Below are 13,919 nucleotides of genomic sequence, written 5' to 3' on the forward strand. Positions count from 1 at the left end.
GAGCATGTGATGCCGGACAGGCCCACCCAGATCCTCGAAGCCGCCGCCCGGCTGATCGCCCGGCGCGGCGTACGCGGGCTGCGCGTCGAGGAGGTGTCCGCGGAGGCCGGCGTCTCGACCGCGCTGATCTATTACCACTTCAAGGACCGCACCGGACTGCTGCGCCGCACACTGGAGTTCATCAACCGGCGGGCGGTCCGCTACACCGACGCAGCCTTCGATGTCTCCGACGACCCCCGTACGCAGCTCACCGAGATCCTGCTGCGGGAGCTGCAGGACGTGGCCCACGTCAGGGAGAACAGCGCGGCGTGGGGCGAGTTGCGCGCCACGGCCGTCTTCGACCCGGACCTGCGGGAGCTGCTGGCCACCGCGACCCGCGAGTGGAACGAGGACCTCGCCGATCTGATACGCCGGGCCCAGGCGTCCGATCCGGCGCTCTCCGGGACCGACCCGTCCGCGGCGGCCGAGCGGCTCACCGCCCTGGTCGAGGGCGTGAGCGAACGCTGGCTGAGCGGCACCACCTCGCTCCGGCGCGCGCACGAGCTGATCCGTGGCGCCGTCGACGCGGAACTCCGGCCGGCCTGAGGGGAACTCCGCTCGGTCCGCCCGTCCCGCGGCCGCCATGACCTGCGGGACCGGGTCCTCTTCCGTGAAGCGGCGTCCTAGCGGAGGAACTGAACGCTTCGGTCAATAAGAGGACATCAACGACTGTTTTCGGTCGGATTCCGGCACGTGACGCTCTGTGCATGATCGCCCGGTCTGGCCGTACAACCGCCATGGAATCCCCTTCCCGCATAGCGGGGCAACGTGTGGCAGTCATCCGGTAGTTGCCGGGATCTGACGGAGAATTTTCTGTTCTGGTGTGTAAATGGTGAAGAAATCCGGCCGAAAGTGTGCATCAGGTTTTGACCCCTGATCGACCGTTCGGCGATGGTCGACCACATGCCCGTCATACCCCGACCCGCAGCCGGCGGCCCGCTGCGTCTGCGCGACTTCCGTCTTCTTCTCGCCGGTGCCGCGGCCGGACAACTCGGCGCCCAGGTCACCCTGGTCGCCCTGCCGCTCGTCGCGGTGCTCCAGCTCAACGCCCCCGCCTTCCAGGTGGGGTTGCTCACCGCCGCGGAGACCGCCGCGTTCTTGCTGGTCGGCCTGCCGGCCGGGGCCTGGGTCGACCGGATGCGCAAGCTGCCGCTGATGATCCGCGCCGATGTGGTGCGGGCGCTGGCGATGGCGAGCATTCCGCTGGCCGCCGTCGCCGGTGTGCTGACGATGGCGCAGTTGTACGTCGTCGCCCTGGTCACCGGCGTGGCGACCGTCTTCTTCGACGTCGCCCACCAGAGCTTCCTGCCCCAGCTGCTGCCCAAGGACCAGCTGGTCTCGGGCAACGGGGCGCTGGAGACGATCCGTTCCTCGGCGCAGGTCGCAGGTCCCGGGATCGGCGGCGGTCTCGTCCAGCTGCTGGGAGCCGCCCTGGCCATCGTCGCCGACGCGGCCGGCTATGTCCTCTCGGCGCTCTTCCTGTGGGGCATCAAGCAGCCCGAGGCCCGCCCCGAACGCCGGCCGGATGCCTCGCTGCGCCAGGACATCGGTGAGGGGCTGCGCTTTGTGTTCGGGCATCGCCTGCTGCGCGTGATCGCCGTGACCACCGGGCTGGCAAACCTCTTCTCCGCGGTGCTGATGGCCACTCAGTCCGTCTTTCTGGTCCGGGTGCTGGGACTTGCGCCCGGAGTGGTCGGCCTCGTGCTGGCCGCCGCGGCCCTGGGCGGACTGGCCGGCGCGCTGTGCGCGGGCCGGCTCGCCGCCCGGCTCGGCCAGGCCAGGATCATCTGGCTGTCCGCGCTGGTCACCGGCCCGTTCGCGCTGCTGTGGCCGCTCTCCGGACGCGGCGCAGGGGCAGCGCTGTTCGCTCTCGGCTCGGGCGTGGTCTTCTTCGGCGCCGTGGTCTACAACGTCGCACAGGTGAGCTTCCGTCAGGCCCTGTGCCCGCCCCGGCTGCTCGGCCGGATGAATGCCACGCTGCGGTTCCTGATGTGGGGCACCCTGCCGCTCGGTGCCCTGGCCGGCGGCGCCCTGGCCGAGGCCTTCGGGGCCCGTGCGGCGCTGGTGTGGTGTGCGGCCGGATTCCTGGCCGTACCGCTGCCGCTGCTGCTCTCCCCGCTGCGGCGGATGCGTGAACTGCCGGTCACAGGGCCGGCCGCGGACACGGATGGCGCCCCGTCGGGCTCCGCCGACCCGGCCGAACCCGCGTCCATCGGCTGACGGCCGGCCACCGCGTCCGGCCGCACCCCTCCTGCCTTCCCCCGCACGGCCTTCCCGTCCGCATCACTTCCGGCGATACATGTCCGCCACGTCAGAGAGGATCACGTGCTCAGCATCACGAGCCAGTACCTGGCCCGCTACCGGCGACTCGACTCCGGCGACGGGGCCCCGGTCCTGCTGCCCGTCACGGGCGCCCAGCGTCGCTTTGCACTGGTGCGTGCCATGGACCCCGCGGGGCGTCCGGATCTCGTGCCGATGTTCTTCGCCTTCCCGCGCGGCACGGTGGATCCGGCACGCCTCGCGGCGGCCGCGAACCGTCTCGCCGCCCTGCACCCCGTACTGCGTGCCCGGCTCACCGTGCTGCGCGGCACCCCCGTGCTCCGCCCGGAAGAGCCGCAGGTACCGGTGACCCGTATGACGTGCGCGTCCGGTGAGGATGCGGCCACGGTGCTGCGCCGCGCCCTGGGCGACTGGACCCCGCAGGGCTCGCCGCTGCGGCTGTTCCTGGTGCAGGACGGTCCTCAGGGTGCGGACGAGGTGCTCGCCGTCGTCCTGGACCACACCGCGTGCGACGGCCGGTCGCTGGCCCGGCTCGTCGAAGAACTCGGCGCCGCCTACGAGGAAGGTCCCGGCGCCGCGGGCCCCGCTCCCTTCGAGATCGCGGCCGAGCTGGCCGCCTACCGGGACGCCGTTCTGCTCCAGCTCGACGCGGAGGAGCGCGCGGGCGCACCGGCGGCGATGGCCTACTGGGGCGAGCGGCTCCGCGCGGTGCGCGAACAGGCCCCCGCGCCACGGCCGGAACTCCTTGGCGCCGGGACCGCGCCGAGCGGTTCGGCCGCGCTGCGGATGCCCGCGCCGTCTGCCGGTGTGCCCTTCCCTGAGCTGCTCAACGCCTGCCGGACGGCGGCAGCAGCGCTGTTCGGGGCGGGCCAGGTGGTGCCGCTCGGCTACCCCTGGGGCGGCCGGCCGGCCGCTGCCGCGCCGGTGCTCGGCTGCTTCCTCAACACCGTGGTCTTCCCGACCACCACCGGGGACACGCCCGCGGCCTCCGCGACGGCCGAGGCCTGGTGGGACGACCTGGACCATGCCGCCACCCCCTTCGACGCCGTGGTGCACGCCGCCCGCGCGGCCGGCTCCGGCTGGACCGGCCGGCTGGACGGCATGCTGACCGTCGACGACACCCGGCGCCATCCCCCGCTCCGCCTGGGCGGGGTGACGGGCCGTGAGATCCATATCGACGGCAGGGCCGTGCGCGGCCCGTTCGCGGTCTCCGTCACCCAAGGACCCGAGCTGCATCTGCGCATGGTGTGGGACCGCGCGATCCTTCCCGACCACACCGCCGAGAGCGCCTTCACCGCGCTCGCCGACGCACTGCGGACCCCGGCTCCGACGGCCGGCTGACCTGCCCCGGGGCCCCGCCCCGCGCTCACCACTCACTTACCGACACCGCCAGACTCGCCGCGCGATCCGCGGCCCGGTCTGCGCACCCCAGGCCGGGCCCGACCACGCCCCGGCCGGAGAAAACCCGCCCCGACAACCTCAGGGATCGCCCATGCTTCCGCTCTCCTCCTCGCAGGAGATCGTCTGGCTGCACGAACAGGTGCAACCGGGCAGCCGCGCCTACAACTTCACCGCCGCACTCGACCTGTGGGGCACCCTCGACACCGACGCACTGCGCCACGGACTCGCCGCCGCACTCGACCGGCACCCCGGCCTGCGGCTGGAACTCGTCGCCGTCGCCGGGGCGATGCCGGGGCAGCGGGTCGCCGAGGGCTGTGTGCCGCGCCTGCACACAGTGGATCTGAGCGGGGAGGCGGACCCGGAGAGCGCGTTCCAGGACCTGCTGCGCACCGAGGCGGAGACCCCGCTCGACACCTTCGAGGCACCGCTGCTGCGCTGGACGCTGGTACGGCTCGCGGACCACCGGCACCGGCTCGTCCATGTCGAACACCATCTGATCCACGACGGTCACTCGTTCGCGATCCTGCTGCGCGATGTGTTCAGCGTCTACCGGGGCCACGTCCTGGGCGAGCCGGTGGAGCTGCCGTCCGCGCCTTCGTACGCCGACCATGTCCGGGCCCGCTCCCGGGACGAGGCGACCGGGGAGCGTCGTGACGGTCTGGAGTTCTGGGCCGGTGAACTGCGCGAGATGTCCTACGACATGCCGCTGCCCGGTCTGACCCGGCCCGGCTCCCGGCGCCGGCACCACGGCGGTCAGCTGCGGCAGTCGATCGGTGCGGATCTGGCGGAAGCGCTGCGCGGCCATGCCCGGGAGCGCGGTCTGACGCCGTTCGCCACGCTCCTGGGGCTCTTCGCCGAGCTGCTGCGCCGGCACAGCGGCCGCTCGCAGATGGTGATCGGCACCGCCGTCGGCAACCGCCCGCGCGGTTTCGAGGGCACGGTGGGCATGTTCGTCAACACCATCCCGCTCGCGCTCCGGCTGGACCCGGCCGCCCCGGCCGAGGAGTCCATGGACGAGGTGACCGACACCCTCATCCGTGCGCTGCCGCACCAGGAGGTGCCGATCCAGGAGCTGACCCGCGCGCTCGGCCTGCACACCTCCGGCGCCGACAACCCGCTGTTCAGCGTCATGTTCAGCGCACACGACGCCGAGTTGCCCGAGATCGACGTCCCCGGTCTGGACATCACCCTGTTCGAGGGCTTCAACACCGGCACCACACGCTTCGACCTGGACGTGGTGCTGCTGCCCGACGACCGGCGCGGGGTCGGCCCCCGGCACGGCGCGCCGGGGATGACCCTGGTCTGGGACTACGACGCCGACATGTTCGGCGAGGACGTGGCGAAGCTGCTCGCCGGACGGTTCCTCGACCTGCTGCGGGCGTATCTCGACTCGCCCGGCACCGCCCTCGCGGACCTGGCGCCGCCGGCGTCACCGCAGGCCGTCCCGGCCGCCGCGCCACCGGCGCCGGAACACGATCCGCTCGACCCCGCCACCGCCCACGACCCGTCCCTGCCCGCGCTGCTCACCGGCGCCCGCCGGATCACCTACGGCGACCTCGATGCTCAGGTCACCTCGCTGGCACAGCGGATGCGGGCGGCGGGGGTGACCGCCGGGCAGCCGGTGGCCGCCGTGCTGCCCCGCGGCGCCGATTCGGTCGTGGCGCTGCTGGCCTGTCTGCGGACCCGGGCGGTGTACTGCCCGCTCTCGCCGTCCGACCCGCCGGCCCGGCTGGAGCTGCTGCTGGGCCGGCTGGGCCCGGCGCTGGTCCTGACCTCAGCGGACGCGGCCGTCACCGTTCCCGACGGCCTGCCGACGGCCACGGTCGACGCCCCGGTCCTGCCGCCGGCGCGGGCGGCCGAGGTCGTGCCCGGTGCCGCCTACCTCATTCACACCTCCGGATCGACCGGCATTCCCAAGCCCGTCGCCGTCGGCCGCGCGGCGCTGGAGAACCATCTGACCGGCGCGGCCCGCCGGTTCGGCCTGGGCCCGGGTGACCGGGTTCTGCTGTTCGCCCAGCCGTCGTTCGACGTGGCCCTCGAAGAGGTGCTGCCGTCGCTGTACGCCGGGGCGTGCCTGGTCGCCCCCGAGCGCGAGGTGCCGACCGGCGCCGAGCTGGCCGCACTGCTGGTCGCCGCCCGCGTCACCGTGGCCAACTTGCCGACCAGTTACTTCCTCGCCACCCGCGAGGAGATGCGCCCCGTGCTCCGCGACGGCCACTGGGCGCCGCGGCTGCTGGTGCTCGGCGGCGAGCGCCTCCCGGCGGACGTGATGCGCGCGTTCCTGGCCGACAGCGACAGCACCGTGCTCAACGTCTACGGCGTCACGGAAGCCGCCATCAGCTCCACCGTCCACGAGATCACCCGGGACGGTCTCGCCGACGCTGCGGAGATTCCGCTCGGCACCGAGCTGCCCGGCGAACGGATCCATGTCCTGGACGCACACCACCGGCCGCTGCCGGCGGGCGCGGTCGGTGAACTGGCCATCGCCGGGGCCGGGTTGGCCGAGGGCTACGTCGGCAACCCCGAGGCCACCGCCGCTCGGTTCCTCCGCGTCGAGGCCCTCGGCGGTGAGCGGGTCTACCTCACCGGCGACCTCGGCTACCGCGGCCGCGACGGGCTGCTGTACTTCCTGGGACGACGGGACCACCAGATCAAACTGCGGGGCTACCGCATCGAACTGGAAGAGGTGGAAGCCGCCGCCTCGGCCGCGCTCGGCGGCCGGTCCTGCGCCGTCGTCCTGGACCGTGAAGCCCCGGGCGGGCCCCGGCTGGTCGGCTTCCTGGAGAGCGCGGACGACAGCGAGTCGTGGGACGAGCAGGCGTTGCACACGGAGCTCGGCCGCCGGCTGCCGAGCGCCCTGGTACCGGGGCGCTGGGCACGGCTCGACACCATGCCGCGGCTGGCCGGCGGCAAGCCGAACCGCGTCGCGCTGACCCGCCGGGCCGCCGAACTGGAGCCGGCCGCCCCCGTCGAGGAGAGCCACGGCGCGCCCGCGCAGCTGCCCGCCGATCCGATGACGCAGCTGCTCGCCGAGGGCTGGCGGGAGGCTCTGGGACACAGCCGCTTCGACGCGTCCTCGGACTTCTTCCGGGCGGGCGGTCACTCGCTGCTCGCCGCGCAGCTGGCGGCCTGGCTCGAACCGCGGCTGGGAGAGCGTCCGCCGCTGCGGCTGCTGTTCCAGAACCCGGTGCTGGCCGACCAGGCCACCGCGCTGGCGGCCGTCGGCACGGCCGTCGGCTCCGCCGCCGTGCCCGCTTCCGCCGCTTCGACCACCGTGACGGAGTCCCGATGACCCAGCCGATGACCGCCCGGACGGCGGCCCCGACGACCACCGCCGGCACCCGACGGCCCACCCCGGACAGCAGCACGCTCAGCGTCGCCCGCGCCGGTGCCCCGGCGACCGACGGCGCGAGCGGAGTGCTCGCCCTGTTCGAGGAGTGGACCCGGCGCTCCCCCGAGGCTCCCGCGGTGATCGACGGTGCCCACAGCTGGACCTACCAGCAGATCGGCGCCGCCGCCGACGAGGTCGCCCAGACGCTGCGCGACCGGGTACGGCCCGGAGACCTGGTCGGCGTCTGCCTCGACCGTTCCGCGGCGCTGGTGGTGACCGCCGTCGCGCTCGCCAGGATCGGCGCCGTCTATCTGCCGCTGGGCCCCCGCCCCGGTGAGCGCCGCACCGCAGCCGTCACCGAGGACCTGAACGTCGTCTGTCTGATCGGCGACCCCGAGGTCCTGCCGCCCCGGCACCGGACGGCCGGCCATCTGCCGCTGGCGCTGCCCGGCGAGGGCGCAAACGCCACCGCCACGGTGGTGGCGGCGTTCGCCGCGCCCGGTGCCACGGCCCGTTCCGCGCCCTCCGGGGCGTTCTACGCCGTGCTGACCTCCGGCTCCACCGGCCGCCCCAAGGCGGTGGCCGTCGGCGAGCCCGCGCTCGGCGCGCTGTTGGGCTGGTATCGCGCCACGAGCGGTCTGGCCCCCGGCGACCGGCAGTCCCTGCTGATCGGCGTCGCGTTCGATCCTCATCTGCTGGAGCTGTGGGCCGGGCTGACGTCCGGGGCGGCTCTGGTGCCCGCGCCGGACGAGGTCCGCTGGGACCCGGTGGTGCTGGCCGACTGGTGGCGGGAGTCCGCGGTGTCGGTGGGTGTCGCGGCCACCCCGATGGTGGAGCCGCTGCTGGAGCGGCCCTGGCCACAGGATTTGACGTTGCGTCATCTGTTTGTGGGCGGTGACCGGATGCGCCGCCGGCCCGGCACCGACGTGACCGCCACCGTCCACAACGCCTACGGACCGGCCGAGGCCACCGTGGTCTCCACCGTGTACGCCATGCACGGCACGGACAGCGCGGCGGGCACGGAGTCCGCGCCGCCGATCGGCCATCCCCTTCCGGGTGTGACCGTGGTCGTCGCCGGCCCGGACGGCCGGCCCGTCGCACGCGGCACGGAGGGTGAACTCCTCATCGGCGGAAGCGGTCTGGCGCTCGGCTACCTGGACCCCGAACTGACCGCGCGCCGCTTCCTGGCCGTGCCCGCGGGCCTCGCTCTGCCGGGAGTGGAGCGCCTGTACCGCACCGGAGACCGGGTGCGGATGCCGGCCGACGGGGAGCTGGAGTTTCTCGGCCGCCTCGACGACCAGGTCAAGATCAGCGGTGTACGGATCGAGCCGGCCGAGGTGGAGGCCGCGTTCGAGCAGGACCTGGCGGTCCTCGGCGCCGTCGTCACCGCGCCGCGTACCGCCGACGGCCACACCCGCCTGGTGGCCTACGTAAGGGCGGCGGCCGGCGCCGTGCTGACCGCGGACGCGCTGCTGCCGGCCGTACGCGCCTGGCTGCCGGAGCAGGCGGTGCCCTCGGACGTACGGATCGTGGACGCCTTCCCCCTGGACGCCAACGGCAAGGTGGACCGGGCCGAGCTGACCCGGCAGGCGGCCGCCACCGCCGAACCGCGTCCCGACGACGTCCCCGCGCACGACGACCGGTCCGCCGACGCCACCCCGGGCGAGCGGCTCGTGCTGAGCGCCGTACGCGATCTGCTCGCGCGGCCCGGGACCTCGCTGACGGAGAACTTCACCGAGGCCGGCGGCACCTCTCTGCTCGCCGCCCGGCTGCTGACCGTCATCGAGAAGGAGAGCGGTATACGGCTGCGCGCCCCCGAACTGCTCCGCCAGCCGGACCTGCGCGCGGTGGCCCTGCTCGTCGACACCCGCCGCGCCGCCCGGCAACCGGCAGGAGTCTGAGATGACCACCCGCACCCCGCACTCCCCCGCTATCCGGAAGGAAGGCCCCGTGCCCACCGAAGGCACCCCGAAGGACGAGCGCACCCCGTCCGGCTCCGCGCCCGCCCCGGCGGCCGGACGGCCCACACCCGCGGCCGGCCTGACGGCCCTCGTGGCATGGCATGCCGCACGGACCCCGCAGGCCCTGGCCGTGGCGGACGGCGACACCACGCTCACCTACGCGCAGCTCGTCTCCTCGGCCCGTGCGCTCGCCGCCCATCTGCGCGAGCACGGCGTGCGCCAGGGTGACTCCGTAGCCCTGCTGATGCCGCGCTCCGCGCGCACGGTCGTCGCCCAGCTCGCGCTGTGGTGGGCGGGCGCCGTGTGCGTACCGCTCGATCCGGCACATCCGCGCTCCCGTTCCGAGGCACTGGCCGCCGACGCGGGCGCGACGCTGACCGTCGGCGACAGCAAGCTCCTCGAATCGGCGGCTCCCGCCGGCGCCACCCTCGCGCTGCCCGGCGAGCCGCTGGTGAACGGCGACCCGGCCCCCGGAGCCGAACTCGCCCCGGACGCCGTGGCGTTCATCATGTTCACCTCGGGCTCGACCGGCCGGCCCAAGGGCGTGGCGGTCCCGCACAGCGCGATCGCCGAGCTGGTCACCGATCCGGCGTACCTCACCCTCGCCTCCCGCGACCGGGTGCTCTTCCACTCGCCGATGACCTTCGACGCCTCGACCTTCGAGATATGGGGAGCCCTGGCCAACGGCGCCGCCGTGGTGGTGTGCACCGCCGAGCGCCCCTCGTTCGAGGACCTGGCCCAGCACGTGGAACGCCACGGCGTCACCGTCGCCTTCTTCACCACCGCGCTCTTCCACCAGCTGGCCGCCCGCCGCTCCCGGGTCTTCTCGCTGCTGCGCACGGTGATCGTGGGCGGCGAGGCGCTGTCCGCGCACCATGCCGGTGAGGTGCTCCACGCCTTCCCCTGGCTGGAACTGGTCAACGGCTACGGGCCGACCGAGGCGACGACCTTCACCACGGCCCACCGCGTCACCGCCACCGACTGCGACGGCCAAGTGCCCATCGGCCGGCCGATCGCCGGCGCGACCGTGCACCTGCTGGACGACGGGGGCCGGCCGGTCCCGGACGGGCAGCGCGGCGAACTGTGGATCGGCGGCAGCCGGCTGGCGCACGGCTACACCGGGCAGCCGCAGCTGACCGCCGAGCGCTTCTGCCACCACCCCGGGTCGGGGCGGCTCTACCGCACCGGCGACCTGGTCTCCCGGCGTCCGGACGGCACCCTCGACTTCCACGGGCGGTCCGACGACCAGGTGAAGATCCGCGGCTTCCGGATCGAACCGGCGGAGATCGAACACGCCCTGCGGGAGCAGCCCGAGGTGGCGGACGCGGCCGTCACCGTGCACCGCCCCTCCCCCGACGACGCCCGCCTGGCGGCCTTCGTCGTGGCCTCGCCCGGACCCGTGCCCCGCCCCGGCACCCTGCGGGACCGGCTCGCCGCCGTCCTGCCCGCCCATCTGATCCCCGACGAGATCCAGCTCGTGGACGCGCTGCCGCTCACCGCCTCGGGGAAGGTCGACCGCCGCGCGCTGACGGATCTCGTCACCGCGGACGGGCCCGACGCGCCGGCCGGGCCGCTGAGTCCGCTGCAGCAGGCCGTCGCCGAGGTCTGGGGCCGGTCGTTGGGCCGTGATGTCACGCGTCCTGATGCCGACTTCCTCGCGCTGGGCGGTCACTCCCTGCTCGCGCTCGCGGTCACCGACGACCTCCGCGAGGAGCTCGGCGTCGAGCTGACGCTCGCCGACTTCTTCGCCGCCCCCACGGTGGCGGGGCACGCCGCGCTGGTCGAGCGCGCCCTCCTCGCCGCGCACAGCGATCTGCACCCCGGCACCCCGGAGGACACCGATGGCCACTGACACCCCCGCCGCCGCGGCGCTCCAGGAGGAGTTGCTGCGCCGGGCCCGCTCCCGCGCCGCCCGCCCCGCCGCCGCCCCCGCGACCGTCCGGCAAGGGCCCGCGCCGCTCTCCCACGCCCAGCGCCGCATGTGGCTGATGGACCGGCTGGGCCATGGTGACGCCTCGTACAGCGTGCCCTTCGCCACCCGGCTGCGCGGCCCGCTCGACCTGGACGCGCTGGCCGCCGCGCTGACGTCGCTGGTACGCCGTCACGAGATTCTGCGTACCCGCTACGGGCAGCAGGACGGTGCGCCGTACCAGGAAGTGCTTCCGGCCCCGGAGGCGCTCGCGCTGCGTGTCGTGGAGTCCGACGCGGACGGCTCCGCCGCGCTGCTGGCCGAGGAGGCGCACCGCCCCTTCGATCTCGCCGCCGGTACCCTTCCGCGCGCCCTGGTCCTGCGGCACGGGGAGCAGGATCACACGGTGTTGCTGACGTTCCATCACATCGCCATCGACGGCGCCTCGTTGGATACCGTCGCCGGTGAACTGGCCCGGGTCTACTCGGCCGCCGTCCAGGGCACCACCCCCGAGGAGCAGCCGGAGCCCGCGCAGTACGCGGACTTCGCGCGCCGCGAGCAGGCGGCCGCCGACCGCCTCGAAGAGGGTCTGAGCCTCTGGGCCGGCCGCCTCGAAGGCGTCTCCCCGCTGCGTCTGCCCCGCCCCGCGCAACCGCCCGCCGACACCGGAATCCGCCCGGCCGGCACACACACCGCTCCGCTCGACCCGCGGGTGCCGGCCGCACTGCGCGAACTGGGACGGCAGCACCGGGCCACCCTGTTCACCGTGGCGCTCGCCGCGTCCTTCGCCGCTCTGCACCGCTTCACCGGCCAGGACGACCTGGTGATCGGGGTCGCCGGCACCCACCGGCAGGGCGCGGACATGCGCGGTCTGGTCGGACTGTGCGTCAACACCCTCCCGGTGCGGGTGAACGCCGCCGGCGACCCGTCCTTCACCGCGCTGCTGGAACGCGTGCGGGAGGCGCTGCTGGACGCCCAGCAGCGCCGCGAGGTCCCTTTCGACCTCGTCCTGGAGCGCCTCGGCGCCGCCGCCCGCGACACGGACGGGACGGCACTGATCCGGGTGACCGCCGACGTCCTGGGCGCACCCGCGACACTGCGGCTGCCGGGCACGGTGGACGAGTATGTCGAAGTCGGCGCCGGCGAAGCCAAGTTCGACCTCTCCTTCGGCATGGTGGACACCGACGCCCCCGCCGGGATCGTCCAGTACAGCCGGACCGCGCTGGACGAGGAAGCGGCGGCCGCTCTCGGCGCCCACTACGCCGCCCTGCTCACCGCCGTGGCGGACGAGCCGGGCCTTCGGCTGTCCCGGCTGCCCGGTGCGCCGCCGGCGCCGCGCGGCGAACCGGGCGGGCACCCGGCCGAGGTGCTGCTGCGGTCGTACCCCGAGGTCGCCGAGGCTGCGGTGGTCGCACCGGTCGGCGGCCCGCTGCTGGCGTACGCCGTACTGCGCGGCATCGGCGGCCCCTCACCCGCCCAGCTCCGCTCCCGTCTGCGCACGGCGCTGGCCGCGGAACTGGTACCCGCAGCGGTGACCTTGCTGGACACCCTGCCGCGTACGGCCGGCGGTGCGGCGGACCCGGCCCGGCTCCCCGGATTCCCGTCGGCCCCCGCACCGGAAGGCGCGCGCGCCGACGCCGTGACCGAAGGATTCACCGCGCTCCTGGGCCACTTGCCCGGACCGGACGACGACTTCTTCCTCCTCGGCGGCCACTCCCTGATCGCCGTCCAGCTCGCCGAGCGTCTGCGCCAGGCGTTGAAACTGCCGCTGACCGGTCTGGACATCCTGCAGGCCCGCACCCCGCGGGCGGTCACCGCCCTGTTGGACGCACGTGCGGCGGAGCGTGCCGCCGCGCCCTCGGCCGCCCCCTCCCGCCCGCGGCGTTCACGCGAGGGCACGGTCCTGGTCACCGGCGGCACCGGCGGGGTCGGCGCGTTCGTGCTGCGCGAACTGGCCGCCCGGGGACGTCCCGTACTGGCGCTGGCCCGCCCGGAATCCGCGCATCTGGTCGCCGCGGAGGGCGTGGACGTCATCGAGGGCGACCTCACCGACCTGGACGGCCTGCGCAAGGCCGTCGACGGCGCCGATGCGGTCATCCACGCGGCCTGTACCTTCACCCGTCCCGAGGTCGATGTGACGGCGATGGCCGCGATGGTCGGCGCCTGGTCGCGCGGCCCGTTCGTCTTCGTCAGCAGTGTGGACGCCTATGGACACCCGGACGGCGAGTGGGTGGCCGAGGAGTCCGCCCCGCGGCAGCCGCTGAGCGGGTACGGACAGGCAAAGATCGACTGCGAAGGGCTGCTGCTGAGGGCGGCCGGCGCCCAGGGCCGGGGCGGCGCGAGCGCCGTCCGTTCCCCGCTCGTCTGGGGGCCGCACCACCGGCTGCGGGACCAGTTGCGCTGGGGTGCGACCGGTGTGCTCTACCAGGCGGCGCGGGAGGGCCGGCCCATCGACCTTCCGCGGCCGGGTACGCAGGGGAATGCGTGGTACGGCGCGGCCTGGGTGCATGCCGCGGCCCTGGCCCGGGCCGTGGTCTCCGGTCTGGATTCCCCCGTGCACGGCGTCGCCAACGCCGTCAGCGGACACCTCTCCTGGCGGGACCTCGCCACCGGACTGACCGAACTGCTCGGCAGCGGCAGCGAGATCCGTGAGACGGACGAGGTCCATCCGGACCTGAACCACCGCTGGCACTACCACGCCGACCGGCTGGCCCCGTCCCTGCGCGCACGGCCGGACGAGGACTGGCGCTCCGTACTGGCCGCCATGGTCGACCCGTCCGAGCAGTGAGCGGCGTGGCGTGACGACGGGAGGACACCCGATGGCCCCGACCACCGGGTGTTCTCCCTCCGCCGGCCTGCCGCGACCCGCTCGGGCCCTGCCGGTCAGCGGCGGTCCACTGGTGGTCAGCGGCGGTCCACTGGTGGCCGAAGTCCTGCGTCCAGTACGCCTTGAGCTTCCCGCCGAAGACGACAGCTACCCCGGTGGCGCGGGAGGAGC

7 protein-coding genes are annotated in these 13,919 nt (G+C 74.3%); all 7 read left to right on the top strand.

Annotated elements, in window-relative coordinates; all coding sequences use genetic code 11:
- Nucleotides 1-9 precede the first annotated feature (9 nt).
- The 7 genes from ACGFWI_RS06745 (at nt 10) to ACGFWI_RS06775 (ending at nt 13,709) form a co-directional block, all read left to right on the top strand.
- Complete coding sequence (locus ACGFWI_RS06745; protein ID WP_393904829.1) at nt 10-585, top strand: TetR/AcrR family transcriptional regulator; 576 nt, start codon at nt 10-12, stop codon at nt 583-585.
- A gap of 357 nt (nt 586-942) precedes the next feature.
- The gene (locus ACGFWI_RS06750) at nt 943-2,259 is read left to right on the top strand and encodes an MFS transporter (protein ID WP_393904830.1); all 1,317 of its coding nucleotides are present in this window, start codon (nt 943-945) and stop codon (nt 2,257-2,259) included.
- A 105-nt stretch (nt 2,260-2,364) separates the two neighbouring features.
- A complete protein-coding gene (locus tag ACGFWI_RS06755; protein WP_393904831.1) occupies nt 2,365-3,660 on the top strand; it encodes a non-ribosomal peptide synthetase in 1,296 nt (431 codons plus the stop codon).
- A gap of 151 nt (nt 3,661-3,811) precedes the next feature.
- Complete coding sequence (locus ACGFWI_RS06760) at nt 3,812-7,012, top strand: amino acid adenylation domain-containing protein (protein ID WP_393904832.1); 3,201 nt, start codon at nt 3,812-3,814, stop codon at nt 7,010-7,012.
- The gene (locus ACGFWI_RS06765) at nt 7,009-8,952 is read left to right on the top strand and encodes a non-ribosomal peptide synthetase (protein WP_393904833.1); all 1,944 of its coding nucleotides are present in this window, start codon (nt 7,009-7,011) and stop codon (nt 8,950-8,952) included. Before ACGFWI_RS06760 ends, ACGFWI_RS06765 begins: the two co-directional genes overlap by 4 nt.
- 1 nt (nt 8,953) lies before the next feature.
- Nucleotides 8,954-10,864 (top strand): amino acid adenylation domain-containing protein, encoded by a 1,911-nt coding sequence (locus ACGFWI_RS06770; RefSeq protein WP_393904834.1) that lies wholly within the window; start codon nt 8,954-8,956, stop codon nt 10,862-10,864.
- On the top strand, nt 10,854-13,709 hold the full coding sequence (locus ACGFWI_RS06775; RefSeq protein WP_393904835.1) for a condensation domain-containing protein: 2,856 nt from the start codon (nt 10,854-10,856) through the stop codon (nt 13,707-13,709). Before ACGFWI_RS06770 ends, ACGFWI_RS06775 begins: the two co-directional genes overlap by 11 nt.
- The last annotated feature ends 210 nt before the right edge of the window (nt 13,710-13,919 follow it).

It is taken from the genome of Streptomyces sp. NPDC048434 (assembly GCF_043200375.1).
In the GTDB taxonomy this organism is placed as follows: domain Bacteria; phylum Actinomycetota; class Actinomycetes; order Streptomycetales; family Streptomycetaceae; genus Streptomyces.